Origin of the sequence: Nonomuraea sp. NPDC059007 (assembly GCF_042740555.1) — a bacterium.
Classification (GTDB): Bacteria; Actinomycetota; Actinomycetes; order Streptosporangiales; family Streptosporangiaceae; genus Nonomuraea.
In genome coordinates this window covers 128,994-154,459 of sequence record NZ_JBHYJD010000006.1, presented here as the reverse complement: position 1 = coordinate 154,459, position 25,466 = coordinate 128,994, and the positions used below count along the sequence as shown (strand labels likewise).

Annotated in this window: 24 protein-coding genes; 11 read left to right on the top strand and 13 right to left on the bottom strand. The window is 68.8% G+C overall.

The genetic code is table 11. The annotated features are described in order from the left end of the window. Positions 1 to 23: 23 nt before the first annotated feature. From ACFWY5_RS11880 to ACFWY5_RS11865, 4 genes are all read right to left on the bottom strand, one after another. Positions 24 to 1,172 carry a hypothetical protein gene (locus ACFWY5_RS11880; protein WP_379631616.1) on the bottom strand — a complete coding sequence of 383 codons (1,149 nt, stop codon included), beginning with the start codon at positions 1,170 to 1,172 and terminating at the stop codon, positions 24 to 26. Positions 1,173 to 1,338: 166 nt separating this feature from the next. Continuing rightward, positions 1,339 to 1,713 (bottom strand): hypothetical protein, encoded by a 375-nt coding sequence (locus tag ACFWY5_RS11875; protein WP_379631614.1) that lies wholly within the window; start codon positions 1,711 to 1,713, stop codon positions 1,339 to 1,341. A gap of 235 nt (positions 1,714 to 1,948) precedes the next feature. Further along, positions 1,949 to 3,325 (bottom strand): hypothetical protein, encoded by a 1,377-nt coding sequence (locus ACFWY5_RS11870; RefSeq protein ID WP_379631612.1) that lies wholly within the window; start codon positions 3,323 to 3,325, stop codon positions 1,949 to 1,951. Between the two features lie 395 nt (positions 3,326 to 3,720). Then, positions 3,721 to 3,891, bottom strand: coding sequence for a hypothetical protein (locus ACFWY5_RS11865; RefSeq protein ID WP_379631610.1), 171 nt, complete (start codon positions 3,889 to 3,891; stop codon positions 3,721 to 3,723). 301 nt (positions 3,892 to 4,192) lie between these two features. Between ACFWY5_RS11865 and ACFWY5_RS11860 the strand changes: the two genes are divergently transcribed. The 4 genes from ACFWY5_RS11860 (at position 4,193) to ACFWY5_RS11845 (ending at position 9,470) form a co-directional block, all read left to right on the top strand. Next, positions 4,193 to 5,014 (top strand): hypothetical protein, encoded by an 822-nt coding sequence (locus ACFWY5_RS11860; RefSeq protein ID WP_379631608.1) that lies wholly within the window; start codon positions 4,193 to 4,195, stop codon positions 5,012 to 5,014. 117 nt (positions 5,015 to 5,131) lie between these two features. Next, entirely contained in the window at positions 5,132 to 6,049 is a 918-nt protein-coding gene (locus ACFWY5_RS11855; RefSeq protein ID WP_379631606.1) for an endonuclease domain-containing protein, read from the top strand. A gap of 528 nt (positions 6,050 to 6,577) precedes the next feature. Further along, positions 6,578 to 7,468: a BRCT domain-containing protein gene (locus ACFWY5_RS11850; RefSeq protein ID WP_379631604.1), complete on the top strand. Its 891-nt coding sequence runs from the start codon at positions 6,578 to 6,580 to the stop codon at positions 7,466 to 7,468. Between the two features lie 184 nt (positions 7,469 to 7,652). Beyond that, positions 7,653 to 9,470: an MFS transporter gene (locus ACFWY5_RS11845; protein ID WP_379611164.1), complete on the top strand. Its 1,818-nt coding sequence runs from the start codon at positions 7,653 to 7,655 to the stop codon at positions 9,468 to 9,470. Here ACFWY5_RS11845 and ACFWY5_RS11840 read toward each other — a convergent pair. Both ACFWY5_RS11840 and ACFWY5_RS11835 read right to left on the bottom strand, forming a co-directional pair. Beyond that, positions 9,431 to 11,398, bottom strand: coding sequence for an ATP-binding protein (locus tag ACFWY5_RS11840; RefSeq protein ID WP_379631602.1), 1,968 nt, complete (start codon positions 11,396 to 11,398; stop codon positions 9,431 to 9,433). The two genes, ACFWY5_RS11845 and ACFWY5_RS11840, sit on opposite strands and share 40 nt — an antisense overlap. A 238-nt stretch (positions 11,399 to 11,636) precedes the next feature. After that, positions 11,637 to 11,813 carry a hypothetical protein gene (locus ACFWY5_RS11835; protein WP_184958929.1) on the bottom strand — a complete coding sequence of 59 codons (177 nt, stop codon included), beginning with the start codon at positions 11,811 to 11,813 and terminating at the stop codon, positions 11,637 to 11,639. Between the two features lie 289 nt (positions 11,814 to 12,102). On the opposite strand from ACFWY5_RS11835, the gene fxsT reads away from it, so the two are divergent. After that, the gene (gene fxsT, locus ACFWY5_RS11830; RefSeq protein ID WP_379631600.1) at positions 12,103 to 14,607 is read left to right on the top strand and encodes an FxSxx-COOH system tetratricopeptide repeat protein; all 2,505 of its coding nucleotides are present in this window, start codon (positions 12,103 to 12,105) and stop codon (positions 14,605 to 14,607) included. Here fxsT and ACFWY5_RS11825 read toward each other — a convergent pair. From ACFWY5_RS11825 to ACFWY5_RS11815, 3 genes are all read right to left on the bottom strand, one after another. Continuing rightward, the gene (locus ACFWY5_RS11825; protein WP_379631598.1) at positions 14,604 to 15,830 is read right to left on the bottom strand and encodes an FxsB family cyclophane-forming radical SAM/SPASM peptide maturase; all 1,227 of its coding nucleotides are present in this window, start codon (positions 15,828 to 15,830) and stop codon (positions 14,604 to 14,606) included. The genes fxsT and ACFWY5_RS11825 overlap by 4 nt on opposite strands. 136 nt (positions 15,831 to 15,966) lie before the next feature. Next, on the bottom strand, positions 15,967 to 16,155 hold the full coding sequence (locus tag ACFWY5_RS11820; protein WP_379611168.1) for a hypothetical protein: 189 nt from the start codon (positions 16,153 to 16,155) through the stop codon (positions 15,967 to 15,969). A gap of 42 nt (positions 16,156 to 16,197) precedes the next feature. Continuing rightward, positions 16,198 to 16,656 carry a MarR family winged helix-turn-helix transcriptional regulator gene (locus tag ACFWY5_RS11815; protein ID WP_379611169.1) on the bottom strand — a complete coding sequence of 153 codons (459 nt, stop codon included), beginning with the start codon at positions 16,654 to 16,656 and terminating at the stop codon, positions 16,198 to 16,200. Positions 16,657 to 16,733: 77 nt separating this feature from the next. On the opposite strand from ACFWY5_RS11815, the gene ACFWY5_RS11810 reads away from it, so the two are divergent. From ACFWY5_RS11810 to ACFWY5_RS11785, 6 genes are all read left to right on the top strand, one after another. Continuing rightward, positions 16,734 to 17,243, top strand: coding sequence for a VOC family protein (locus tag ACFWY5_RS11810; protein ID WP_379611170.1), 510 nt, complete (start codon positions 16,734 to 16,736; stop codon positions 17,241 to 17,243). Between the two features lie 101 nt (positions 17,244 to 17,344). Next, complete coding sequence (locus ACFWY5_RS11805) at positions 17,345 to 17,593, top strand: hypothetical protein (protein WP_379611171.1); 249 nt, start codon at positions 17,345 to 17,347, stop codon at positions 17,591 to 17,593. Between the two features lie 87 nt (positions 17,594 to 17,680). Beyond that, positions 17,681 to 18,337 carry a DUF998 domain-containing protein gene (locus ACFWY5_RS11800; protein ID WP_379631596.1) on the top strand — a complete coding sequence of 219 codons (657 nt, stop codon included), beginning with the start codon at positions 17,681 to 17,683 and terminating at the stop codon, positions 18,335 to 18,337. Between the two features lie 63 nt (positions 18,338 to 18,400). Beyond that, on the top strand, positions 18,401 to 20,530 hold the full coding sequence (locus tag ACFWY5_RS11795; protein WP_379611173.1) for a nitrate- and nitrite sensing domain-containing protein: 2,130 nt from the start codon (positions 18,401 to 18,403) through the stop codon (positions 20,528 to 20,530). After that, a complete protein-coding gene (locus tag ACFWY5_RS11790) occupies positions 20,527 to 20,904 on the top strand; it encodes a DUF742 domain-containing protein (RefSeq protein WP_379631594.1) in 378 nt (125 codons plus the stop codon). Before ACFWY5_RS11795 ends, ACFWY5_RS11790 begins: the two co-directional genes overlap by 4 nt. Before the next feature lie 44 nt (positions 20,905 to 20,948). Further along, positions 20,949 to 21,917: a DUF4331 family protein gene (locus tag ACFWY5_RS11785; RefSeq protein WP_379611175.1), complete on the top strand. Its 969-nt coding sequence runs from the start codon at positions 20,949 to 20,951 to the stop codon at positions 21,915 to 21,917. Here the strand turns inward: ACFWY5_RS11785 and ACFWY5_RS11780 are convergent. The 4 genes from ACFWY5_RS11780 to ACFWY5_RS11765 are packed head-to-tail and all read right to left on the bottom strand — an operon-like array spanning position 21,914 to position 25,329. Further along, complete coding sequence (locus tag ACFWY5_RS11780; protein ID WP_379611176.1) at positions 21,914 to 22,486, bottom strand: ATP/GTP-binding protein; 573 nt, start codon at positions 22,484 to 22,486, stop codon at positions 21,914 to 21,916. The two genes, ACFWY5_RS11785 and ACFWY5_RS11780, sit on opposite strands and share 4 nt — an antisense overlap. Further along, positions 22,467 to 22,823, bottom strand: a complete 357-nt coding sequence (locus tag ACFWY5_RS11775) for a DUF742 domain-containing protein (RefSeq protein WP_379611177.1) — start codon at positions 22,821 to 22,823, stop codon at positions 22,467 to 22,469. Before ACFWY5_RS11775 ends, ACFWY5_RS11780 begins: the two co-directional genes overlap by 20 nt. Continuing rightward, positions 22,820 to 23,227 carry a roadblock/LC7 domain-containing protein gene (locus ACFWY5_RS11770; RefSeq protein WP_379611178.1) on the bottom strand — a complete coding sequence of 136 codons (408 nt, stop codon included), beginning with the start codon at positions 23,225 to 23,227 and terminating at the stop codon, positions 22,820 to 22,822. Before ACFWY5_RS11770 ends, ACFWY5_RS11775 begins: the two co-directional genes overlap by 4 nt. Then, complete coding sequence (locus ACFWY5_RS11765) at positions 23,224 to 25,329, bottom strand: nitrate- and nitrite sensing domain-containing protein (RefSeq protein ID WP_379631592.1); 2,106 nt, start codon at positions 25,327 to 25,329, stop codon at positions 23,224 to 23,226. Before ACFWY5_RS11765 ends, ACFWY5_RS11770 begins: the two co-directional genes overlap by 4 nt. Between the last annotated feature and the right edge of the window lie 137 nt (positions 25,330 to 25,466).

The window sequence follows — 25,466 nt, the reverse complement described above, 5'->3', positions numbered from 1 at the left end:
GCGGTCCGTCGCAGCTTCGCGAATCAATGGTGGAGGATGTGACTTTGTTCGTCGCCACGATGGCTCACACTTTGAACCGGTCCAGGTTTCTTGGAGGTCCTGGCGTCCGGGCCAAGGGCGTGGGGCCAGGACATCGTTTCGACGAGTTCCATGATGCGCTGTTGCGTGTCGAGCGGGGCATGGCTGGAGATGGCCACCGCAGGCTCCACAATATGGGCGTTCATGAGGTCTTGCCGGAACACCGCAATGGCGGCGAAAGGAAAGGTGGGCGTGAAGCGCTGAGCCAGGCAGCCCGGCCACACGGCTGCAGGTCGCATCCATGCTCCGCCGTATCGCGAAAGGTCCACCGCCAAGATCACTCCGCCGGCCATGGATCGGGCCTGCTTCGCCTTGGCAGGAGAACTGCCGATCTCAAACACAGCGTGTTCGGCTGAGCTCAGCGGGCCTTGGAGGGTGCCCGCCAGTACTTCCCAGCTAACGGGCTCGTCCAGCGCCCCCACGGAGTTCGGCTTGAGCACGACCTCGATGGTCACGGTTGCGGCGTTTTTGGGGTCCTCGACAACCTGCTGGACCGTGACCTTCGCGTGGTCCCGCTGGGCCTGCCGAATCGCAGTGGCCACCTTGGCGGCGAGCTCCTCGACAGGCTGGGAGGCCAGCCGAGTGGGATACACGCTGAAGCTCATCTGAAGACCCATTCCCGGAAAGTCCCGCAGGATGTCTTCAAGTCGTTCGTTCAGCGCAGCGATGTTCAGCGGAGCCTTGGCCGTCACCTCGATGCCGAGGTTGTGGTCAGACAGGACGAGATCGGGGTTAGCGATCTTCGTGTTGCCCAGCCGGAAGTTCACGGCAGCATCTTGCAAGGCCCTGCCGACCACGAGTTCGGCCCGCAGATCGAGGAGCTGGCCGTGGGATGTGACCGCCGGGAAGTCGTTGTCTCGCTTCGCCTTCCACCGGTCGGCCCCGCCGGCCTCCAGCGTCGCGAGCAAGTCCTCGTAGACGTCGAGTTGCCGCGCCAACACAGGGTCCTGCTGCGGGTCGTCCGGCACGGGGACGGCGGCCGCTACAACTGGATGCTGGAGATTGACCCCGCCGATCCACCGTGTCAGGACGGGCCGCCCGTCCAGTCGGACAGGCAAAGCAGTCTCGGCGGCGGGGACGTCGTTGGACAGCATCGGGGGTTCCTTCCAGATGTGAATGCATGGTCAACTTGTGCACCGATGACCATCATCGTGCCTGAGGAGCAACAGCCACGTCCCGCAGCATGACGCGGGACCTCTCGGTCGGCGGGCCGTGCAGCTCACGCTGACGAGCGCCCGACCCACGCCAAGTGTCGCTCTGCTACAAAGGCCCCTTGGCGATGGCGCCCCTCAGTACACCCACACGTGGCCGGCCCTCCACAATCTGGAGGCCACTTCCAAAGGCATCGAGCAGTCTTCGGTCGATCAGAATCGGCCAGCGCTTCCACGTCTCATGCGCTTCCCAGCATTGAGCAACACCTAGGTGGATCCCGCGATCGCGCGCCTGAACCCAGTGATCTGGACCCGTGGCGTACTCCTCGACGCAGCCGCTATCAGATGCTCCCGTCGGCATTTCGGCGAATTCCCCGATGGGCACTATCTCGACATCCCATTGTATTCTGGAGAGGTCAATGTATCCGTAGTCGAGCAGGAACGCGTCATCATCTCCGTGGTCGTAGAGAAGCTGCTCAACCACGTCGTCCGGCCACCTTAGCGATCTGACCAGGCGTTCGTGCGAAGCCTTCGAAGCGGAGGCGATTCTCGCGGCACAACACCGCCAGGTCCGAGAAGTCGGCAAGTCTCACGTCGGCCATCGTAGGAATCAGCATCCTTTCTGGTAGTCAGCTACCGCACGTACCTAGGGCCGGTGCAAATATTGGGCGTACAACGCAATCACGCTGACGGGCTCCTCAATCGCCCGAGGGAGAGAGTCAGGCAACGGGCACGTTGAACCGCTGGAACACGGTGGTGAAGAATTCTTCGAGAAGCGGCTTGGCCGCGGTGCGGTCCTCGAGTTCGGCGGTACCGAATCTGAACACCTCGTATCCGGCGAGCTTGAGGTTGCGGTCGCCGCGCATCTGGGCGGCGTATTTGTGGCGGTCGGGGCGGCCTGCGGTGGCGTAGTGCTGGGATCCGTCGACTTCGAGCACGACCCGGCAGTTGTGGGGCATGAGCAGCAGAAAGTCCATTCGTAGGTGCAGGAGCGCGTCCCGTCCGCGTTGCTCGACGGTTTTGGGGTCCCAGTGCAGCCAGATCTCCGGCAGAAGAGCGGGCAGCTCGTGGACGGCGGGGCCGTGGATCTCGTGGTAGAGCTCCCACAGGTTGCGTTGGGCAGGTGAATTGGCCGGCAGGCATCTGCCCAGCCGCTGATAAAGCGATCGCTTCGCCTCCCCGTCATCGGTGATGTCGCGGCTGTCTTTCCACCAGGCCTGCAGGTCGCGCCAGAGGACCCCGCCGGGCCCGATGGGCTGGTCGTACATCAAGCAGGCGTCGGGATCGCCGAGAAGTTCGACAGCGTTGTCGACGGCGTTGCGAAACCGGATGTCGGGCTTGGACAGCGTCGCGAAAATCAGGTTCTTCGGCGTCCGGTTACGTGACGCTCCTGAGAGTGCGATCACGAACAGGGGATAGCCGCCCTCTTGCCCGTTCTCCAAGAGTTCGGCCCCGATGGCGTTCAGGTGAGGGCTGACGATGGCGACGACGCGGCGTTGAGCGGGTTCGTCGGGCAGGACGTAAGGCGACATGAGCGCGAGGAGGAACCGTTCGAATCTGGCATCGCCGGCGTCGAAGGCGCCAAGTCGCTCGAAGAGATCCTCGGCCGACCAGTCCCCGGGATTGGCGAGCACGTGCCGGTCGATCAGGGCGCGTAGTGAGCGGGTCGGGGCGAGCACGTCGGCCAGGCCGCCGTCCAGTACCCAAAGCCGGTCCAACATCGCGGTGAAACGGTCGGGGTAGTGCACCAAGGGTTCGAGGTCGAGCTCTTGGGCGATGTCGCGGCGGGTGCGTGTCGGGATGCTAAGGCCCTGGTGGGGCGCCCACAGCTCATCCTCGATGGCATTGCGGGTCGGTGCGTCGACGTCCTCCTGATCCAGGATGTTCTGGGCAACGACCGGCACCTCGGAGTCCGGCAACGCCGCCAGGCTCGCGACCGCCCGCCTCCACTTGGCGCCCGCATCCACCGGCGGTTCGGGCAGGCCGAGCCGCCGGCAGACTTCCGGCAGACACGCGTGGGTTGATCTGTCGCCGATGGCTTGGACGACGCCCTGGAGAAGGCGCCGCAACGTCGTCACATCGGGGGAGGCCGCCACGCAGGCGATTCTGGCAGACCTGACCGCCCCTTGGCGCAGTCCAGTTCCGTCCGCTCCGGCTTGGCCAGACCTCGATCCAACGGCTCGGTGGTCGACGATCCGTTCGGCCCTAGATTCCCGCCCGGGAAGCCCGCCCAGAAGGGCGACCTTCGTCACGGTGCGGTGGCAGATGGCCATCTTCAACGCCATCTGCAGGCGGCTGACCGCGCACGGCGGCAGGGGCGCTGTTCAGCACCTCGATCGCACGATGGAGCTCAGCCAGCCGGGCGCGCCGTCGTCGCAGCTACTAGGCCTTTCGCCCGGGAGCGCGGGGCCTGGGGCGCAATATCGCGCCCCGGCTACCCGTCGGGCCTCTGTGCCACCCCGCCGAGAGCACAGGGCGGACACGTGGAAGCTTAGGAGATCACGCCGTTGAGGAAGGTGGCCGCTCCGGCGAACGCGCCGGCACCGATGAGGACCGCGGCAGGCCAGGACTTGCCGCCCTTTAGGACGAGTGCCGCGGCCAAGGCGGCAGCGCCGACGGCGGCGCCAAGGACGACGGCGGTGCGCAGTGTGAACAGGTGCATGTTGTTCTCCCGGTAGCAAGGGGACGTCCGCTTCGGACCTGATGCGGTGGTATCCACCAGGATCTGCTTGCGTGCGAAGTAGTTGATGCGACACGTGTTTTCAAGGCAGAGACTGCCTCGTCAGGCCGACGGATGTCGGCGAGGTGGAGGCCTTGGACATGCGGTGCAAGCGCTGCTACTCGCCGACGCCGGATATCACCGATACGCCACTGGGTGTCAGAACTTGTCAAATCCAGACTCTGGTTGCCGCCGGTTGTCACTGGCCGATGGAGGCCCCGCGTTGACCACTAGGTGCATTCGGATGCCGAGCGAAGTCGTGGTCCCGTCAGGTGCTCACCGCGAGTTGCTCAAGGAGCTGTTCCACAAGTACGGATGTGCGGGACGTCCGTGTCTGCGAGAGATCGTCGCCCAGGCCAGAGGCATGGATCTGGACGGAACCGCCAGCCAGGAAACTGTCCGGCGGGCGATGAAAGGTGGCCAGTTGCCCCGACAATGGGGCACCATGTACGCGATTAACGCGCCTTTATGCGCGCTGGCCAATGTGGATCCGGAACTGCCATGCAGCTTCCAGTTCGTCGATGAATCGGCGGACCCTCATCCGCAGCTGGAAGGGTGGAAGGCCACGCATAAGGAGCTGGCGCGGGATCTGTGGAATTGCGCGCTCGACGGCCAGGAGCCTATCTGGCCATGGCGACGCGCCTGCAACCGGTGGCTCGCCGGCCACGACCTGGTCGCGGCCGTACGGCGAGCGCTCCCGCGCGACTGGTGTCCGGCTGAGCCCTGGGAAGACTGGCAGGGTGATCGCACGGTTGAGGACAATGAGCATGACCTGTACTGGTGCGACCGACTGCTGATGCGGCTCCACCTCGCCGGCACGGTCGCCGCACGCGTCTATGCCGACCGCGACCCCTCCCGGTCGCAGGAGGATGAGACCGCGGTCGACGACGAGACGGACAAGTTGATCTGGAAGACGGCAGAGACCGTCGTGCCGGCGCTGGCCGGTGCCGGACTCCTGCTGCTCGGTCCCGACGGCATCCCCGTCGACGCCGCTGCGCTGGCCATGACGGCGCGCACCCGCGCGGACCTGACCATCACCCGGCAGAAGCCGGACGAGGTCGCCTGAACTAACAGGTCAGACCCGGAGAGCCAGGACCCAGCTGACGGCCGGCTTGTCGAGCGATCTGTCGGTGCGGAGAGGTACGGTTTGCTCGCCTCCGATCCCTGTCCGAAGGGAGACCAGATGTCCTACCGGGATTACCTGAGCGACATCACCGAGTTCGGCCCCTGCAGGGCCTGCGGCTGCACCCCCGAGACCCAGTGCGACGGCGGGTGCCAACGTGACCAAAAGTGGTGGCGACCCAGCTTGGGCCTGTGCACGGCGTGTATGTCCAGAAAAGGTGCCGAGGGCTGCTACTCAGGCACCAAGTCCCACGCCAAGCGCGGCAACTCACTTTCTGAGGCCCAGATCGAACAGTTCGGCGGCAGGGTGTGCCACATCTGCGAGAACGGCGAGATGCTGGTAAGCGGCCTGGCGGCGGCGGACCAACAGGGCTGGCGCGGCATTCAGCCCTACCGCCATCTCTGGAACTTGAGCACCTGGGTCGGCATGATCTGCAGCATCACCAACGCTCGCGGCCGCGCGTTCGACGGCTGCTCCCGCTACCTCGGGTATGTAACCCGCGGAACCCCCTATGGATCCATACGGCGTCTGCGTGCCCTTGCGCACTACCGCGACAACCGGCTGGACCTGACGCCATACCTCGACACTTCGGTCACCCAATACGATCGAGATGAGGCCAAGCGACGCCGCAAGGACTTCGACATCTCGCCAGCCGAGGTCGCAGCCCTCCGCGCCGCAGCCGGGCACAAGTGCCAGATCTGCAACCGGCCCGAGGCCGAGTCGGTGCCGGCAGACCGCCGGCACCGCATGGTGATCGACCACGACCACGAGACCCACCTTTGGCGCGGGCTGCTCTGCCCCGAATGCAACAGCAGCATGAAGTTCTTGGACTACGGCCCTCTCGCAGATCGCGAGCGCTACTACAGCAACGCCCTGCAGATGTTCAGCCGTGTCGACGGTGTGCGGGTCGCACCGAACTACGACAAGCTCCGTGCAGGCAACAAAGCCAGAGCGGAAGCCCGGCGCCTGGCGAGCTGAGCCACCCGCTTACGGCCCGGTGCCCCACCCGCTACTCATATCGCCAGGGTGTGCTGCGCTGGCCCCAGCCCTGCGATCACGGCGTCCTGCGGTTCCTGAGGGTCCCACCCCTAATCACCATGGCGGCCCGCTGTTGGAGCAGGGGCGCGGACCGGTTGTTTCTAATCCGCGTAGTCGGCAGCTCACCGATCAACGGACCTGGTGACGAGGCGGCTGAGCCTGATCGACCTCCACAACACGCGCATCAAGTGGGGGCCTGCCTCGGCCACCTCGCGCGAAGTCCCGGTCCGGAAAGACGAGGGATTGCCCTCACCGCGCTGGCGAGGGCCGTTGCTTGTGCGGCCGCTGCTTCCCGTAGTCGGCCGGATGGTGGCCCGCGACAGCCACAGGGAGCCTGAGCCGTGGTGCCCCGGCTCATGGCACTCGCTCTACATGCCTTATGTGCCTGACAAGATCATCGTTACCTGACCTGCGAGAAAAGGCCAACAACCCAAGATAAACTCGGTCGTCGTCTACAAGGCCGGCGACGTGATCCCGCGCGTCGAGGCCCCCGTCGTGCACCTGCGCACCGGCGAGGAACAGCCGATCGCCATCCCGGAGGTCTGCCCGTCGTGCGGCGACGCGATCGACGCCTCGCAGGAGCGCTGGCGGTGCGTGCGGGGCCGCGCCTGCCGCGCGATCGCCTCCATCCAGTACGCCGCCGGCCGCGACCAGCTCGACATCGAGACCCTGGCCGAGCAGCGCATCCAGCAGCTGCTCGACGCCGGCTTCATCACCGACTTCGCCGACCTGTTCTTCCTGACCCGCGAGCAGGTGCTCGGCCTGGAGCGGATGGGCGAGACCAGCACCGACAACCTCCTGGCCGCCATCGAGCAGGCCAAGAGCAGGCCGCTGAGCCGCGTGTTCTGCGCGCTGGGCGTACGGGGGACGGGCCGTTCGATGAGCCGGCGCATCGCCCGGCACTTCGCCACGATGGAGGCCATCCGCGCCGCCGACGCCGAGGCGATCCAGCAGGTCGAGGGCATCGGCCCGGAGAAGGCGCCGGTGGTGGTGGCCGAGCTCCTGGAGCTCGCGCCGCTGATCGACAAGCTGGTCCAGGCGGGCGTCAACATGACCGAGCCCGGCGCCACCCCACCCGACGCCGCCCCGGAAGAGGGCGGGCAGGGGCCGCTGTCCGGAATGACGGTGGTGGTGACCGGGGCGATGTCCGGGGTCCTGGAGTCGCTGTCGCGCAACCAGATGAACGAGCTGATCGAACGCGCGGGCGGCAAGTCGTCGTCGAGCGTCTCGGCCAAGACGTCGTTGCTGGTGGCGGGGGAGAAGGCCGGGTCGAAGCGGACCAAGGCCGAATCGCTGGGCGTGCGGGTCATGTCGCCGGAGGAGTTTGCCGCTCTGGTGGAAGGGGTTTACCCGGGGTAGGGAGCAGTTCCCAATCTGATGAAAGGGGTTTGCCAGGGGGAGAGACCAGTTCCCAAGGGCTCCGGGAATACAGTAGATTGACGCCCGTCTATCGGGGCGCTACGTCTTTGGGCCGCTGCGTAATCACGCTCCAGGGGCACTTTTACGGCAAATGTGGCGTTTTGCACCTGGAGCGGGGATTGAGGTGGCCGACAGCACCAGAGGCGTACAGTCCGGCACCGCTCGTGACTCCGCCTGGAAACGGGATTTCCGGCTGCTCTGGACCGGCTCGGCCTTCTCCCAGTTCGGCACCGTCAACGCCACCCTGGCCGCTCCGCTGCTCGCGCTCGCGCAGACCGGATCGCCGGTCTTCGCCGGCTGGGTCACGGCCGCCGGCACGCTGCCGCGCCTGCTGCTCTACCTTCCCGCCGGGGTGATCGTCGACCGGTCCAACCGCCGGGCGATCATGGTGATCAGCGCGTTCCTGCAGATGGCGCTGGCGTCGGTGCTGGTCGTGGGGGTGTTCGGCCAAGGTGATGTGACCCTGCTGCTGCCGCTGGTCGCCGGGGCGCAGGGTGTCTGCGCGGTGTTCTACTCCACGGCGGAGCTGGCGGTGGTGCCGCGGCTCGTGCCGGAGGAGAGCCTGCCGAAGGCGGTGTCGCGCAACGAGGCGCGCATCCACGGGGCGGGGCTGCTGGGGCGGCCGTTCGGCGGGCTGCTGTTCGATCTGATGCACGGACTGCCGTTTCTCCTCGATGCGGTGTCCTCCGCCCTTTCTGCTTTCTTCCTCCTGAAAATGGACAAGAAGGCATTCAAGCCACCGGTGACGCATCGATCCGCCATGACGAGTGATTTGAGGGAAGGCGTCAGCTTTCTGCGCGGTGATGCGTTCCTGTTCCTTGTGGTGATTGTTTGCGCTCTTGCTAATTTTTTCTTCCAGATTGTCGGACTTTCTCTGGTGCTGCTGGCTCATGCGCAGGCGCTGCCGTACTGGCTGACGGGGGTGCTGATCGCCGCCTCCGGGTTCGGCGGGGTGCTCGGGTCGCTGGTCGCGCCGCGGCTTCTGAGCGGGCGGCAGCCGCGCAGGGTGATCGTCATCTGTGTGTGGGCGTGGTTGTTCCTGTGCGCGGCGCTGGCGGTCAGTGACCATGGCTCGGTGCTCTTCGTCGCCGTGCTGTTGCCGCTGGCCTGGGGCGGGATCGGGTTCACCGGGGCCTGCCTCAACGTGGCGCTGTCGGTCCACTACGCCAAGGAGGTGCCGGTCCACCTGCACGCGCGGGTGGTCAGTGTCAGCCGGTTCTTCTCCGGCGGGGCGGTGCCGCTCGGGGCGCTGGCCGCCGGGTACGTGATCGCGGGGCTCGGCACCAAGACGGCGGTCGTCATGGTCGCCGGCGTCATCCTGCTGATGGCGCTGACCGTGTCATACGGCTCGCTCGCCTGGGGGCTGCTCGTCCGGGTCCGGCTGCGGGCCGGGCGATGGAAAGATCGCGTCGCTGAGGGCGTAGAGCTCGTTCTCCAGGCGGGAGCGGACCGGCTGCGCGATCCCTTTGGGGCTTTCGAGCTCGCCGTGCGCCGCGGCCCAGCTGAGCGACTCCCCGAGCGCCTCGATCCGCGCGTGGCACGCCCGCGGGCACAGCGGCCGCAGCCTGGCCATCGCGGTCTTGGCGGCGACGGTGTCATGCCTGACCTGCCAGACCTGTTTGGCGAGATCGGCGGGGTCGAAGCGCGTCGTGCCGCCTCGGCGGAGCTGCTGCGCGTACTCGACGTTCAGGGCCAGGTTCATCACGGCCTCGGCCGCGGTGGCGAAGGTCTCCCTGAGCTCGCGATCGCGAGCGTCGCGCCGGTCGTCGGCCCGCTGCTCGGCCGCGGCGATCCGGGTGTGCCGCGAGCGGGTCCGCTCGGTGAGGACCGCGGTGAGCGATCCGGTCAGCGCGCCGAACACGGCGGCGCACGCGGAGATGACGGCGACCATGACGAGCTGGTTCAGGGTTCCTCCGAAAGGCGCTTGGCCGTACCGTGCTGATGCGGCGGCAGCGGAGGATGGATCGCCAGGATCGCGAGCTCGGCGTACCTGGCCGCGTCAGAGGAGTCGCCGGAGATCATGCGGACCCTGGCCGCGCGCAGATAGACCGGGCCGCTGTCACCGGCGTCGGCGACCGCGCCGGCCAGCTCCCGGTCGGCCTCCTCCGTACGTGACAACGTCGCCAGCGCCAGCGCCCTGGCCGCGCGGGCGGAGGGCTGCGGCCAGCGGCTGCTCGCCTGCCCGATGTCGCGCAGCGCCGACTCCGCGTCGCCCAGGTCGGCCAGCATCTCGCCGCGGGTGCGCCTGGCCTCGGGCACGTTGCCCTCGCGGTTGATCACATTGTTGAGTACGGCCAGCGCCGCCTGCGGCTCTCCGGCCATCCAGAAGTTCTGCCCGAGGCTGGTCTGCAGGGTGACGTCATGGGGGACCCGCTCGACGGCGGCGCGCAACATGCCGGTGGCCTGGCGCTGCCTGCCCTGGTCGAGCGCGACCCGGCCGGCCGCGGCCAGCAGCCAGCCCACCGCGATGTTGTCGCGCAGCGCCTCGTAGAGCTCACAGGCGCGCAGGTAGTGGCCGGCGGCCTCGTTGAGCCGGTGCTGCTCGTAGGCGATGCTGCCGAGCAGCGACTCGATGGCCGCGCCGGCCCGCAGCTCGTCGGGGGAGCAGGCGTCGGCGGCCTTGCGGGCGAGGCTCCTGGCGCGTTCCGGCTCGCCGTCGAAGGCGGCCTCCATGGCGGCGCGCAGCCGGTCCGCGGTGCCGGGGGCGGGGCGGGGCCACAGGCCGGGGTCCAGCCGCCTGAGGGGGGCCATGAGCCTCGGGTGGCGCAGGATGTACATGCGCAGGCCGTACTTCTGCGGGGCTCTGATGAGGTGGCGGTCCTCCAGGGAGCGCACCACGGCGGCGGTGATCCGCTCCGACGAGCCGAGCTTGCGGGCTACGCCGGACACGACCGTCTGGTGCAGCCAGGCGTGGAAGGCGGCGGGCAGCAGCTCGAAGTCGGCGGCGATCGAGGCGAGCGTGGCCGAGCAGTACTCGGTCAGGGCGGCGTCGACCTCGTCCTCCATCCGTGCGATGGGGTGGTCCTGGCCGGGCGGACGGCTCCACAGGCGGGTGCCGGTGACCTGGAGCAGCATCGGGTCGATGGTGGACACGGGGCGGTGCGGCCGGCCCATGGCGTCCCTGATCGTGCGGAGCTCGTCGAGCAGTTCGCGGGTGCGGGACGGGGCGGGGCGGTAGCCGGAGCTCTCGATCGAGCGGCGGACGACCTCGGCGGCGGCCTCCGGGGAGAAGGGGCCGAGCGCGAACTCCTCGTACTGCAGGTCCTCGAAGCCCTTCACCACGCGCAGCAGTTCGTCGAGGTAGTCGGTGCGCACCGACAGCAGCAGCCGCAGGCGGGGCCGCTTGGCGGCGGTGGAGAGGAGTTCGTTGAGGAAGGCGCAGCGTTCGTGCTCGTTGTCGCCGGCCGGGCGCAGGAACAGCTCGACCTGGTCGATGGCGGCCAGCGTCGGCGCGGGGCGGCCCTGCCGGTCGACCTCCTCGCGGCGTTGCAGGAAGTCGTCGATGGACAGGCCCGGGACGTGGGTGTGCGCGTTGGCCGCGTGCCAGGACGACAGCAGGGCGAGCACGTACCTGTTGTGGTCGGGCAGGGCGGCGACGGGCCACACGCGCGTGGGCGCGGTCAGCCCGATGGGGAGCACGTGGGCGTTGCCCGCCTTCAGGGCCGGCACAACGCCCGCGCGCAGCAGCGAGGTCTTGCCCGCGCCGGCGTCGGAATGGAGGATCGTCAGCCGGCGCTGCTGCCATGTCCGGGTTAGTTTTCGGACCTCTTCGGCTCGTCCGAATAACAGCATCTCATCGTGGGCTTCGAAAGGCCGCGCTCCAATGAATGGTCCGCGTGGAGCCGCGGGAACCGCTGAGAAAGCTGTCATTAGCCAGACCTCGCTCATGGAGGACGGTACGGATCAACCGCCTTGAGATCGCGCCGCTGTCGCCTGGCGACGATACTGCCGATTGTGGCGAGACCGAAACCCGCTCGCCGTCGCGGCGCGCCCGTCAAGAGGCTCCGCAATAATACGGCAATTCCTCGATTTCGAAAGAGCTCGATTTGGGTGGCCGAAATCGCCAATTAGGCATGCACGTCCGACGACTTTGGTGCTTCGAGATCCGCTAGAGAGCGGTGCTGTTGTCGAAGCGCGCGAAGCCCTCCCCTTCTTCGAGGTCAGGTTCGAGCAGCTCACGTAGGGCCTGCGCGAGGACCGTGTCCCCGAGTCGGTCCAGGTCGGGATGGGAGAGCAGGGAAAGATCGACGAAATCGCTGCGGTGCTCGGCAAGCTGTGGTCGCACGGACATTCCCCTATCGACGCCTGCATACGGCCTGCTGTGTCGCCGCCCGGATCACACTCCTTCCTGCCCGGCGCGGCCGTTCCGGTGAATGTTCTCAACTGGCATGTATCACATTCGCGGGTCGCGGTATACCCTTCACAAACGCAAGGCCTTTTTTGCGACGCCGAATGTGCGGATAGGGCCGCCACTGAGCCTGTCCGCCCACCGGTGTTGCGGCTATCGTTTCCTTGCTTGTCCATTCTCTGCGGACGGGAGGGCGGAGCGCGTGACCGATTCGGAACGTCCCATCATGCGGGGGGCGACCGGCGGCTTTCCTGAGGTTTGGAAAGTCCCCCCGCGCAACACGAACTTCACCGGGCGCGACGAGCTCATGGGCAGCTTGCGCTCCAGCATCACGAAGAAGACCACGGCCGTGGTCCCGCACGCCCTCCAGGGCTTCGGCGGTGTCGGCAAGACCCAGATCGCCATCGAGTACGCCTACCGCTTCCGCGGCGAGTACGACGTCGTCTGGTGGATCCCCTCCGACCAGCCCGGCCTGGTCCGGTCCACGCTGGCACAGCTCGCGCCGAAGCTGGGCCTGCCCGACCCGACCACGACGGGCATCGAGGAGGCCGCCAACTCCGTGCTCGACACGTTGCGCAGTGGCAAGCCGTACGACCGATGGCTGTTGATCTTCGACAACGCCGACGAGCCAGAGGACATCAACGACATCCTCCCCCAGGGCGCCGGCAACGTCCTGATCACCTCGCGCAACCACCGCTGGGCCAGCCTGTACGAGACGGTGGCCGTGGACGTCTTCCCCCGTCCGGAGAGCGTGGAGTTCTTCATCAAGCGCATGCGCCGCTCGATCACGGAGAAGGACGCCGACCGGCTGGCCGGCGCGCTCGGGGACCTGCCGCTGGCGCTGGAGCAGGCGGCGGCCCTGCAGACCGAGACCGGCATGTCGGCCGACGACTACCTGCGCATGCTGACCGAGCGCACCGCGATCCTGCTGGGCGAGGGCAAGCCGAGCGAGTACCCGCTGCCGATGACGGCGGCGTGGAGCCTGTCGGTGAACGAGCTCAAGGACAACCTGCCCGAGGCGATGGAGCTGCTGCGCTGCTGCGCCTTCTTCGGTCCCGAGCCGATCCCGCGCTCGATCTTCGTCTCGGTCGACGGTCCGGTCCGCCCGGTCATCGCCGACCTGCTGGCCGACCCGATCCGGCTGGGCACCGCCATCCGGCGCCTGGGCAAGTACGCGCTGGTGCGCATCGAGTCGGAGCCGTCCAGGCCCACCACACTCCAGGTCCACCGGCTGATCCAGGCGCTGCTGCGCGAGGAACTGGAGCCGGAGACGCAGGAGGAGATCCGCTCGGAGGTGCACTCCCTGCTCGTGGGCGCGGCGCCGGAGTCACCGGACAACCCGACGGACTGGGCGACGTACGACGCGCTGCTGGCCCATCTCGAACCGGCGAGGCTGGCCGACAGCGTCCGCGACGACGTGCGGGGCTTCGCGCTCAACGTCTTCACCTACCTGAACGCCTCGGGAAACCACCAGGGGCTGCGCGACCACCTCGACACGTTCCTGCAGAAGTGGACCGACGAGTTCGGCCCCGACGACCTCTACGTGCTGCGGGCCCGGCGGGTGCAGGGCGACCTGCTGCGCAGCATGGGCCAGTACACCGAGGGCCACCGGCTCAACACCGCGACGCTGGCGAAGATCCAGGCGAGCGTGGGAGTGGAGCACCCCGACAGCCTGGTGCTGCTCAACGGCATCGGCGCGGACCTGCGTGCCCAGGGGCTCTTCGTGGAGGCGCGCGACCACGACACCGAGTCGGTGCGCCTGCACCGCAAGGTGTTCGGGCCCGACCACGTGAGCACGCTGCGCGCGGTCAACAACCTGGCGCTCGACTACGGCCTGACCAGTGACTACCTGGGCTCGCGGACCCTGCTTGAGGAGGCCCTGCGCTCCGGCGGCAACGCGGTCAACCGGATCACGCAGCTCAACCTGTGGGCCGGTCTCGGCCGGTCGGTCCGGCTGTGCGGTTTCTACAGCGAGGCCTGCGACCTCGGCGAGGACGCCCTGGCCTTCGGCCGCGAGCTGCTGGACGCCGACCACCCGCGCGTCCTGCTGACGCAGAAGGACCTGTCGATCGCCCTGCACCGCTACGGCGAGCACGAGCGGGCGCTGGAGCTGGCCCAGGACGTCCACGCGCGGTACGTGCGCCTGTACGGCCTCGACCACCCCGGCACCCTGGCCGCGGCGACCTGCCTGTCCAACGCGCTGCGCGTTAACAGCTTCATCCAGGAGTCGTTCGACCTGGCCAACGACACGATGCAGCGCTACCCCAGGCTGTACGGCCCCGAGCACCCCTACAACTACGGCTGCGCCAGCAACGTGGCGCTGATGTACCGGGTGCGCGGCGAGCCGCTGGAGGCCCGCCGACTCAACGAGCACGCCATGGAGGGCCTGGACCAGCGGGTCGGGCGCGACCACCACTTCACGCTCACGGTGGCCGTCAACCTCGCCAGCGACCTGGCCTTGCTCGGCGAGCTCAAGGAGGCCTGCAAGCTGGGCGCCGACGCCCTCGAACGGCTGCGCCGCCTGCTGGGCGAGAACCATCCCACGACGCTGGCCGCCGCGGCGAACCTGGTCGTGGACCTCGCGCAGTCGGGCCAGACGGAGAAGGCAGAGGCGCTGTCGGCCGACACCATGGACCGCTACCGGGACACGCTGGGCCTCGACCACCGCGACGCGGTCGTGGCGATGGAGGGCCGGCATCTCGACTGCGACTTCGACCCGCCGCCGATCTAGGCGCGGGGCTGCGACAGCAGCGACACATCCTCGACCATCACCTGCCGGATGTGGGAGATCAGCCGGTACAGGTCCTGGCAGTAGACCGACGGATTGCGGAATCCGCTGCCGGGCCGGTACCGGTGCGGGTAGAGGCCGCCGCCGCACACCCGGACGAGGTCGCAGGACAGGCAGGCGCCGGACATGGCGCGCATGCCGATCTGCCGCGCCGCGATCGCCGGAAGGGTCAGGACCGCGTCGAAGGAGTCCTTGAGCACGTGGAGGAGCGTGCCCGCGGCCCCGTCGTAGGCGGACTTGAGCGTGTCCACCTGCTCGACGGCGCCGCTGGTCTCCACCACGACCACGGCCACCGGTGAGAGCCCGATGGCCTCGCTGCGCGAGGTCCTGCCGCACAGCAGCCGGATGATCTCGGTGAACAGCCGGATCTGCGTCTCCCGCTCAGGCGCGGAGTACCAGCGGTCGAAGACGGCGGACAGGTAGTCGCCATAGGGCGTGGTGGTGCCCGACCAGCCGGGCGGCGGGGTCTCCCAGTTGCCGTGCGGCAGCAGGAAGTCCACCATCGGCGGCCGGAACTCGATCAGCGCCTCGTAGGTCTTGACCGGGTCGTTGGCCAGTTCGAGCGTGCACAGCAGGCCGCTGAACAGGTGGCGGTAGGCGGGGGTGGCGAGGCGTTCGAGGCCGGTGCGGACCTCGTCGTAGGTGCCGCGGCCCGAGGCGCGGCGGCGGTGGAGGTCGTGGCCCTCGGCGTCGCCGTCGAGGCTGACGCCGACGTAGACCTCGTGCTCGGCGAACAGCTCCAGGAACGACTCGTCGATCAGGACGCCGTTGGTCTGCACCCGGAGGACCAGATCGGTCTCACCGAGGGCGGCGCGCAGCGCGGTGACCGCGTAACGGGTGTGCTCGACGCCGGCCAGCAGCGGCTCCCCGCCGTGCAGGATGACCTCGACCCCGCTCAGGCCGTGACCGGCGGCGTGCTCGGCGATGCGGGCGGCCACCCGGTCGATGGTGGCCTTGGACATGCGCCTCGGCTGGCTGCGCCAGCCCTGGTCGGCCATCTCGTAGATGTAGCAGTAGTCGCAGGCCAGGTTGCAGCGGCTGTGGAGCTTGACGATGAACTGCCGGAACGGCGTGGGACGCCATCCGGATTCGAGGAGACCCTGGACGTCGAGCGGCCCAGGCCACTCGCGCTCGCCGGGCATGATGTCCCCCGCGCCTTCTCCCACGCTGATCAGCTCCCACGGATGAGATTAGAGCGCAGAGATTGGCCCCGGTATGCCCCGTTTCAGGGGGTGGCAAACTCCCGTTCACGAACGAGCAAAGGCCGACCGGTGATCCGGTCGGCCGCATGCCCCGCGGGTCTCACAGGCCCGAGGGATCACGTCCCACGCTGATCTCCTCGGCGATCCTGCGGATCTCCGAGACCTCCAGGCCCGGCGCCTTGGGCAACTGCCGCAGCAGCGCCTCCATCACCACCGGCACCGGCTGGCCCGCCAGGCTGCCCGCGATGCCGTGAACGGCCTGGAACAGCGCTGCGTCCGTGTTGTGCATGCGACCCCGTCTCATCGTCGACAGATTTTCCCCGGGGTCACGCTACGACGAGCCGCCGACAGTTTTGCTCCGCACCGCCGTACAGATCTCGTCGAGGGCGCGTAGCTGGGCGGGGGTGAGGGCGTCGAACAGGCTCCGCCGTACCTCTTCGACGTGGCCGGGGGCGGCGGCGGCCAGGGCGGCGAAGCCCTCGTCGGTGAGGACGGCGATGTTGCCGCGGCGGTCGTCGGCGCAGGGGGCGCGGCGGACCCAGCCGCGCTCCTCCAGGCGGGCCACGGCGTGGGACAGGCGGCTCTGCGAGGACTGGGCCCGGTGGGCGAGGTCGGTCATGCGCATGGAGCGGCCCTCCGCCTCCGACAGGGCCACCAAGATCATGTAATAGGTGTGCGGCATTCCGGCGTCGCGCTGGAGCTGGCGGTCCAGGCGCTCGTTGACGAGCTGGGTCGTGGCCAGGAAGTTGCGCCAGATGCGCTGCTCTTCGTCGTCGAGCCATCGGGTCATGCCGGTCAGTTTATTTGAACTCTCAAATAAGTCGGGGTATGTTGCTTGAGAGTTCAAATTTCCGAGGAGGGATCGTCATGCCGGTCCAGCGGCTCAACCACGCGGTGCTCTACGTCCGCGACGTCGAGCGCAGCGTCGCCTTCTACCGCGACGCGCTCGGCTTCGAGATCGTCATGGAGATGCCGGGCGCCGCCTTCATGCAGGCTCCGGGCTCGACCAACGACCACGATCTCGGGCTGTTCCAGATGGGCGCGCAGGCCGGTCCCACGACCGCGGGGCGTACCTCCGTCGGGCTCTACCACCTGGCCTGGGAGGTCGACACGCTCGACGAGCTGCGGCGCATCGCGGCCAAGCTGAGCGAGCTCGGCGCGCTCGCGGGCGCCTCCGACCACTCCACCACCAAGGCGCTCTACGCCAAGGACCCCGACGGGCTGGAGTTCGAGGTCTCCTGGCTGCTGCCCGCCGCGCTCATCACCGACGAGGTGATCGCCGCCCGCTCCGGCATCCGCCCGCTCGACCTCGCCAAAGACATCGAGCGGTACGGCGGGCAGACCCGCGGCGGCGTGGGCGTCTCCATCCCCGCCTAGAGCCGCGGCCAGGTTCCCAGGACACTACGGACACTTTCCGCGGACTTTCCGATTTCCGGGTTACCGTTGCCATAGGAGACTGACCCGCCCGGGAGAAGGTCATGCGGAGCGACCCTGAGCACATCGTCGACGTCATCGACGGGGTGGTCGACGACTGGGAGGCGATGAGCGCCGACTCGATGCGCTGGGCGCCTCCGGAGACCAAAGAGCCCGACCTGTTCGACGAACTGACCGAGATCGTGGCGCCGCTGGTCAACGCGGCGGCCGGCGTCCTGCGCCCGGTGGGAGAGGCCATCGAGCGCGTGATGGACCACCTCATCGAAGGCGGCCCCGAGGACCGCGAGCGCTGACCCCCGGGAACCCCTGAGACGGGATCAGGGTCAGGTCAGGGGTATGGCCCGATGCCCGCCCCGGCCCGCGCCGGGCAGGCTTGGGATATGGCCGCAGTAAAGAGGTTCTATCCCCACATCGCGTTCTTGGCGATCACCTTCTCGGTGATCGCCGTCGTCGTGGGCCAGATCGTGCCCGACCCGTATCTGGACCCGATGAACGTGACCGTCAGCGAGTACGCCGTGGCCGACCGCGGGGGCGTCACGGAGCTGGGGATGGCGATTCTGGGGCTGGGGTCGTTCGTGCTGCTGGCGGGGCTCCGGGCGGCGGGGGCGCCGATCAAGGGGCTGCCGCAGTGGCTGCTGGGGGTGTGGTCGGGAGCGCTGATCGTCGCCGCGGCGGTGCCGACCACGCCCATCGGGATGGACATGACCACGACGGCGCTGATCCACCGCTACGTATCGGTCGCGGCGTTCATCAGTCTGCCGGCGGCGGCCGCGCTGCTCGTGCCGAGGTTCACGGCCGACGCCCGGTGGAAGCCGATCGCGCGGACCATGGAGTGGCTGGCCCTGGCGGGCGGGCTGGGCGTGCTGGCGATCGCCTACGCGGCGATGCCCGGCGACCGGGTGCTGATCGGGCTCGTGGAGCGCGTGCTGCTGGGCGCCGAGGTCGCGGTGCTCGGGGTTCTGGCCGCGTGGTTGGTCAGGTTGGCCTGGGGAAAGCGTGTCCAAATCCTGACATATCACAAGTTTCTCACGAATTGATCATAATCACCTACTACTTCGGTGCTATCCTCTCCCGCGATCTTCTAACCGGGAGCGGGTGTCATGGCATCGGGCAGATCCATCCGATTCAAGATCTCGGCGCTGCTCGTGATCCCCTTGGTCTCCCTCGTGGGGCTCTGGGGATTCGCCGCCGGGACCACCTCCGGGGACGCACTCAACCTGCTGAAGATCGACACCTTGTGGCGCGGCGCGATCGACCACGCCGACAGTCTGGTCGGCGCTCTCCAGCAGGAACGGCTCGCCTCGGCAGAAAAGGTGGCCGGAAACCAGAGCGACCCCGCGGCGCTGGCCGCGAGCAGGGCCAGGACCGACAAGGCTCGTAAGACCTTCACCGACCAGGCCTCTTCCGCCGACACCGTCGCCGCCCTGAGCCCCGACATGGCCCGCCAGCTCAAGGAGACCCTCACGGCCGTCGGCGACCTCGCCGACGCCCGGCGGCTGGTCGACGCCGGCTCCGCGACCCCGGCCGAGCTGATCGCCGCCTACGGCGAGATCTCCGACTCCGTCCACCGGCTGTACGCCGCGTTCGCCCTGGGCACCGACCTGCAGCTCTACCAGCAGGCCCGCGGCCTCATCGGCGCCGACCAGGTGCGCGAGCTGCTCAACCGCGAGCACGCGCTGATCGTCGCCGCCGGGGGCGCGCCGTCGGAGGCCGACCGCCGGCTGCTGGCCCGCCTCGACGGCGCCAGGGCCTACCAGTACCCCAGGGCCATGGCCGACCTCGAACCCGGGTTGCGGGTGCCGTTCCAGAAGGTCGACACGACGGTCCTTGACCGCATGATCACCGGCTACCTCGCGGGCGGCAAGAGCGACGTCGAGCTCTGGCGCGGCGTCGCCGAACCGGTGCTCAAGGGCTACGACGAAGCCGTCTGGAAGAACGGCGACGCGCTGCTGGCCCGCATGGAGCCGGCCGGCTACGCCATCATCCTGCGGGCCGTCGCCGCGGGCGCGCTCGGCCTGGTGGCCGTCATCTTCTCGATCATCGTCTCCGTCAGGGTCGGCCGCCGGATCACCCGCGAACTGGCCACGCTGCGCCGTGGCGCGCTGGAACTCGCCGAGCTGAGGCTGCCCGAGCTCGTCGGCCGCCTGCGCAAGGGCGAGAACGTCGACCTGGTCGCCGAGGCGCCGCCCGTCGCGGTGCAGGCGGGGTCCACCAGCGAGGTGGTCGACCTGGCCGCCGCCTTCGACAGCGTGCAGAGCACCGCGATCGATGCCGCCGTCGAGCAGGCCAGGCTCCGCCAGGGCATCGCCGAGGCGCTGCGCAACCTGGCCCGCCGCAGCCAGTCGCTCGTCCAGCGCCAGCTCAAGCTGCTGGATGAGATGCAGAGCCAGACCGAGGACCCGGAGGCCCTGGAGCGCCTGTTCCGCCTCGACCACCTGACCACCCGCATGCGCCGCCACGCCGAGGGCCTCGTGCTCCTGTCCGGCGGTACGGCCGGCCGCAGGTGGCGCTCCACGATCCCGGTCGAGGACGTCCTGAGCGGAGCCGCGGCCCAGGTCGAGGAGTACACCCGGGTCCGCGTCTACCCGATGCCCGAGTGCGGCGTCGCCGGAGCCGCGGTCGCCGACCTCATGCACCTGTTCGCCGAGCTGATGGAGAACGGCGCCGCCTTCTCCTCCCCGGGCAACGAGGTCTCGGTCCGCGGCGAGCTGGTCGGCAGGGGCTTCGCCGTCGAGATCGAGGACCGCGGCCTGGGCATGTCCGAGGAGGCCAGGTCGGCGGTGAACGAGCGGCTGGCCAGGCCGCAGGAGTTCGACCCGTCGCAGACCGAGCGGCTCGGCTTCGCGGTCGTGGGAATGCTCGCGGCCCGGCACGGCGCGGTGGTGACGCTCAAGCCCTCTCCCTACGGCGGCACGACGGCGATCGTGCTCCTGCCGTCGGTGCTGATCGAGCCGCTGCCCACGGTGGCCGACGCGCCGCCGGAGCTGGAGTCGGTCTCCGTCTCGGTGGTGCGTACGACCGAGACCGGGTTGCCGCGCCGTACGCGGACCACGACGAAAAACGCGGAACTGCCCCGCCGTACGAGGCAGGCAAACCTTCCGCAACGGGTAAAGCAGGAACAGACAGAGGAACGCTCGCCCGAGGAGACGAGGGCGCTGCTCTCCTCGCTGCAGTCAGGCTGGCAGCGCGGACGCCAGGACAGCGAGAAGGATGGGGGATCTGAATCGTGAGTCGCGAGGACGAGTGGGTGGATGAGGAGGCCGGGCCGGTGGTGCGGCCGTACGCGGTGGCCCGCGGCCGCACGCGTTCCTCTTCGGCGGCTCTCGACCTGCTGGCGACGGTGGCCGCGACCGGGCTGCCCGCGCCCGCGCAGGCGGAGCTGAGCACGCAGCACCGCAGGCTCCTGGGGCAGATCTCCCAGCGGCGGGGCGCGCCGGTGGCCGAGGTCGCGGCCGAGCTGGGCCTGCCGGTCGGCGTCGTGCGGGTGCTGCTGGGCGATCTGATCGACTACGGGCTGGTCCAGGTACGCCCGCCGCTCGGCAAGGTGGGCTCACCGACGGAGAACCTGCTCAGAGAGGTCATCAGCGGCCTCAAGGCCTTGTAGAAATCCTGGGATAACCCAGAGGCGGGCCCGGGAACGAGCGGGGCATGTCACATCATCTGAGCGGCCCCAACCTGCGCCCGCCCGTGGGGGACGCCCGTCTCGACCTCACCGACCTGTTCGCGTTCCAGTCGCCGGACCGGCGGGAGCACACCGTGTTGATCATGGATGTGAACTCCTTCGGCTTCGACCCGTCGGCCGGTCCCCACCCGTACCCGGGCGCCGTCTACCGGATCAACGTGGACACCGACGGGGACAACCGGCCCGACGTGGCGTTCAGCTTCGTCTTCTCCGAGCCGGACGCCGAGGGCGGCCAGAAGGTCACCCTCTACCACGCCACCGGCGAGCGGGCCGGGGAGCACCACGCGAGCGGCGAGGTGGTCGTCCGCGACGCGGACGTGAGCTTCGGCCCCGACCCGATCATCGTCAGGGAGGGCTGGCTCACGCTCTCCGTGGGCCTGCGCAGCGACCCGTTCTTCGCCGACCTCGAAGGCATCGGCAACGACTTCACGTGGACCGGCAACGACACCATGGCCGGCAACAACGTGATCAGCATCGCGATGGAGATGCCCGACCGGGTGCTCGGAGACGAGCCGCTGATCGGCCTGTGGGGCCGCGTGGTCGTCGAACGGGACGGGCGGTGGGTCTCGGTGGACCGGGGCGCCCATCCGTCGCTCACGGCCTATTTCAACGCCGAGGACGCCAAGGACGCGTACAACGCCGGTGAGCCCGTGGACGACGTCCGGAAATATCGGGACACGTGGGTCAAGGTGCTGGAGCACACCGGCGGCTACACCTCAGAAGAGGCCGCCAAGGCCCTGGAGGCGGTCCTGCCCGACGTGCTGCGCTTCGACCGCTCCAAGCCCGCCCGCTACCCGAACGGCAGGCGGCTCGACGACGACGTCACCGACATCCGCCTGCAGCTGGTCAGCAACGGCAAGATCCAGGGTGACGGGATCGGGCCGCACACCGACCTGCTGCCCGGCTTCCCGTACACCGGACCGCCGCACGCCTAGCCGGCGGCGGTCAGCGTGCGCAGGGAGTGCTCCACCAGGGAGACCATGACCTCCTTGGCGGACGCCCGCCGCCGCACGTCACAGAGCAGCACCGGCACGTCCTCGTCCAGGTCCAGCGCCACGCGCACGTCCTCGACGCTGTGCCTGGAGGCGCCGTCGAAGCAGTTGACGGCGACCACGAACGGCGTGCCGCGCTGCTCGAAGTAGTCCACCGAGGGGAAGCAGTCGGTCAGCCGCCGGGTGTCGGCGATGACGACCGCGCCCAGGGCGCCGTGGGAGAGCTCGTCCCACATGAACCAGAACCGCTCCTGGCCGGGCGTGCCGAACAGGTAGACGACCAGTCCCTCCCTGATCGTGATGCGCCCGAAGTCCATGGCCACGGTCGTGGTCGTCTTGGTCTCGACCCCGTCGAGGTCGTCCACCCCGATGCCGATGTCGGACAGCACCTCCTCGGTCCGCAGCGGCTTGATCTCGCTGATCGAGCCGACCAGGGTGGTCTTGCCGACGCCGAAGCCGCCCGCGATGAGGATCTTGAGCGCTACGGGGTCGTCAGAGAGCTCGGAGTCCATTGATCACTTCCTTGAGAAGTCGCTCGCTGGGCCGCGGCCCCGCCGCGTTGGGAGCGGTCACCGAGATGAGTCCGTGGTCGTGCAGGTCGCTCAGCAGCACGCGGACGACGCCGACCGGCAGGTCGAGCTCGACGGCGACGTCGGCGACCGAGATCGGCGAGCGCGCTGCCCGCAGGATGGCGAGTTGTTCGGGGCCGAGACCGCCCGGCGGATCGCCCACGGCGCTCACCATGGCGATCAGGTCGAGCGTCTCACCCGTGGCGGACCGCGTCCTGCCCCGGGTCAGAGCGTAAGGACGGACCAGCGGCCCGGCCTCGTCGTCCATCCACATCGTCATGACAGGCCCGATCGGGGGTTGGTCGTGATGTGCTGCCCGACCCGTTTGACCAGCATCGCCATCTCGTAGGCGATGTGGCCGACGTCCACGTTCGCCTCGGCCATCACGGCCAGGCAGGTGCCCTGGCCGGCGGCGGTGACGAACAGGAACGCCTGCTCCATCTCCACGATGGTCTGGCGCACGTCGCCACCGTCGAAGTGGCGGCCGGTGCCGCGGGCCAGGCTGTGGAAACCCGACGCCACGGCGGCCAGATGCTCGGCGTCCTCGCGGGTCAGGCCCTTGGAGTAGCCGACCGCGAGGCCGTCGGTCGACAGGATCACGGCCTGCCTGACGGCTGCGACCCTGGTCGCCAGGTCGTCGAGGAGCCAGTTGAGCTCCCCGGTGTTCGTGATGGGCGTGCTCATGAGTCGTCCCCCTCGTTGTCTGCTTCTTCTCGGGCGCGCTGGGTTCCCCGCTGGAACGCGGAGAATAGGTCGCGTACCTCGTCGGGAGAGCGTTCAGTTGTGGGCGGCGGCGGTGGATCCGGCGGCTTGCTGAGCTGGGCGGGCAGGTTGGCCTGCCGTACCCGCCTGGGCAGGCCGTCGTTCGGCTGGCCCACCACGGCGAGCGGTTTGGGCCTCTTGCTCGAACGGCTCGGCAGCTCGATCGGCTCCTCCTCCGGCGCGGGAGGCAGCGCTTCCCGCTCGGTGACGAGCCGCTTCGGGATGAGCACGATCGCGGTGGTGCCGCTGAAGGGGGAGGCGCGCAGCGTCACCTGCAGCCCGTGGCGCTGGGCCAGCCTCGCCACGACGAACAGTCCGAGCCGGTCGCTGTCGGCCAGGTCGAACTCGGGCGGGTCGGCCAGCCGGGCGTTGATCTCGGCGTACTCCTGGGGGCTCAGGCCGAGCCCGCGGTCCTCGACCTCCAGCACGTAGCCGTTGCTGACCAGGTCGCCGCGCACCTGCACGGCGGTCTCCGGTGAGGAGTAGATGCTGGCGTTCTCGACCAGCTCGGCCACGAGGTGGGTGAGGTCGGCCGCGGCGCCGCCGTCGAGGGCGGCGCCGGGCATGGTCTCGACGTTGATCCGCGCGTAGTCCTCGACCTCGGCGATGGCGGCGCGCACGATGTCGAGCACCGGCACCGGCTTGCGCCAGGCGCGGCCGGGGGCGGCGCCCGACAGGATGATCAGGCCTTCCGCGTGCCGGCGCATGCGGGTGGTCAGGTGGTCGAGGCGGAACAGCTCATCCAGCCGGTCGGGGTCGTGCGTACGGCGCTGCATGGCGTCCAGCAGGGAGAGCTGGCGGTGCAGCAGGCCCTGCTTGCGCCGGGCGAGGTTGAGGAAGACCTGGCTGACGCCCTGGCGGACGGTCGCCTGGCCGACGGCGGCCTCCACGGCGGTGCGCTGCACCGAGCCGAACGCGCTGGCCACGTCGGTGATCTCGGCCGAGCCGCTGACCTTGAGCGGCTTGGCCTCCTTCTTGACGTCGATCTCGTCGCCGTCGCGCAGCCTTTGGACCAGGCGCGGCAGCCGTACCTCTGCCAGGTCCAGGGCGGCGGTGCGCAGGCCGGCGAGCTCAGCGGCGAGGCGGCGGCCGAAGCGCACGGAGATGAGGATGGAGGCGATGACGGCGACGAGCCCGACGCCGCCGGCGAGCGCGATGCGCACGATGATCGCGGTGGCGCCGTCGGTGGCGCGCTCGGCGATGACGCCGGTGGCGGAGGCGCCGATCTTGTCGAGCTGGTCGGCGAGCTTGGTGACCGCGGTGTTCCACTCGTCGGCGTCGGCCGGGGGCCGGCCGGTCTTGACCACGCTCAGCTCGGCGGCGCTGAAGTTCAGGAACGCCTCCCCGCCGAACACCTCCTCGTACGGCTGCCGCAGCGACACGTCGAGCCCGGCCAGCCCGCGCGCGTGCATGAACTTGCGGGAGGCCACGTACTCGGTCACGGCGGTGACCTCGGCGGGGCTGAGGTCGCCGCTGATCACGGCGCCGCCGACGAGTGCCTGTTCCCTGGCGATGAGCTCGCGGGCGTTGCCCATGGACTGCAGCGAGGAGGCCTGCTGGAACAGGGCGAGGTCGGGCACGGTGACGAGGTGGTCGTAGAGGCGGAAGAGCGCGTCCAGCACCCGGTTGTACTCGTTCATGCCGCTCAGCCGGGAGCTGTTGCCGGTGTCGATGTCGCTGCGGATGGAGCCCAGCCGGGCGAGTTCGGCGTTGAGGGCGTCGAGGGTGGGCCGCATCTCCTCGGTGACGGCGTCGCCGGCTTCCACGGCGGCCTTCTGGAACCGGGTGACGGAGGTGTCGGTCCGGGCCCGCTGCTCGCCCAGGTCCTCGGTGAGCCTGCGCGTGGTGGCCGCGGCGACGGAACGCGTACGTTCCGCTTGAAGCTGGAGCCCTAGATCGGTGGAGGTCACGCCGATCGTCTGGTACAGGGTGTTGGCCCGAAGAAGGTTCTGTCCGTCACCGACGGTGAGGTTGAGGACGAACCCCCAGAGCGCGCTCAAAGACAGCAGGGGGAGCAGCAGCAATAAGAAGATCTTGAACCGAATTGACCGGTTTCGGGAGCCCATGTTCCAACCTCGGGGTCGAGGCGTATATCCACACTTTGTGTAAATACACCTCCGGAAGATCGCACAGGAGACTAGCACCTAATAAGGTTCCGGCG

What these genes read in the sequence shown, in the direction of transcription:
- ACFWY5_RS11880 (WP_379631616.1), bottom strand. Translation starts at nt 1,172, where the DNA reads ATGCTGTCCAACGACGTCCCCGCCGCCGAGACTGCTTTGCCTGTCCGA.
- ACFWY5_RS11865 (WP_379631610.1), bottom strand. Translation starts at nt 3,891, where the DNA reads ATGCACCTGTTCACACTGCGCACCGCCGTCGTCCTTGGCGCCGCCGTC.
- ACFWY5_RS11860 (WP_379631608.1), top strand. Translation starts at nt 4,193, where the DNA reads ATGCCGAGCGAAGTCGTGGTCCCGTCAGGTGCTCACCGCGAGTTGCTC.
- ACFWY5_RS11855 (WP_379631606.1), top strand. Translation starts at nt 5,132, where the DNA reads ATGTCCTACCGGGATTACCTGAGCGACATCACCGAGTTCGGCCCCTGC.
- ACFWY5_RS11840 (WP_379631602.1), bottom strand. Translation starts at nt 11,398, where the DNA reads ATGACAGCTTTCTCAGCGGTTCCCGCGGCTCCACGCGGACCATTCATT.
- fxsT (WP_379631600.1), top strand. Translation starts at nt 12,103, where the DNA reads ATGCGGGGGGCGACCGGCGGCTTTCCTGAGGTTTGGAAAGTCCCCCCG.
- ACFWY5_RS11820 (WP_379611168.1), bottom strand. Translation starts at nt 16,155, where the DNA reads ATGCACAACACGGACGCAGCGCTGTTCCAGGCCGTTCACGGCATCGCG.
- ACFWY5_RS11815 (WP_379611169.1), bottom strand. Translation starts at nt 16,656, where the DNA reads ATGACCCGATGGCTCGACGACGAAGAGCAGCGCATCTGGCGCAACTTC.
- ACFWY5_RS11810 (WP_379611170.1), top strand. Translation starts at nt 16,734, where the DNA reads ATGCCGGTCCAGCGGCTCAACCACGCGGTGCTCTACGTCCGCGACGTC.
- ACFWY5_RS11805 (WP_379611171.1), top strand. Translation starts at nt 17,345, where the DNA reads ATGCGGAGCGACCCTGAGCACATCGTCGACGTCATCGACGGGGTGGTC.
- ACFWY5_RS11800 (WP_379631596.1), top strand. Translation starts at nt 17,681, where the DNA reads ATGGCCGCAGTAAAGAGGTTCTATCCCCACATCGCGTTCTTGGCGATC.
- ACFWY5_RS11795 (WP_379611173.1), top strand. Translation starts at nt 18,401, where the DNA reads ATGGCATCGGGCAGATCCATCCGATTCAAGATCTCGGCGCTGCTCGTG.
- ACFWY5_RS11785 (WP_379611175.1), top strand. Translation starts at nt 20,949, where the DNA reads ATGTCACATCATCTGAGCGGCCCCAACCTGCGCCCGCCCGTGGGGGAC.
- ACFWY5_RS11780 (WP_379611176.1), bottom strand. Translation starts at nt 22,486, where the DNA reads ATGGACTCCGAGCTCTCTGACGACCCCGTAGCGCTCAAGATCCTCATC.
- ACFWY5_RS11775 (WP_379611177.1), bottom strand. Translation starts at nt 22,823, where the DNA reads ATGACGATGTGGATGGACGACGAGGCCGGGCCGCTGGTCCGTCCTTAC.
- ACFWY5_RS11770 (WP_379611178.1), bottom strand. Translation starts at nt 23,227, where the DNA reads ATGAGCACGCCCATCACGAACACCGGGGAGCTCAACTGGCTCCTCGAC.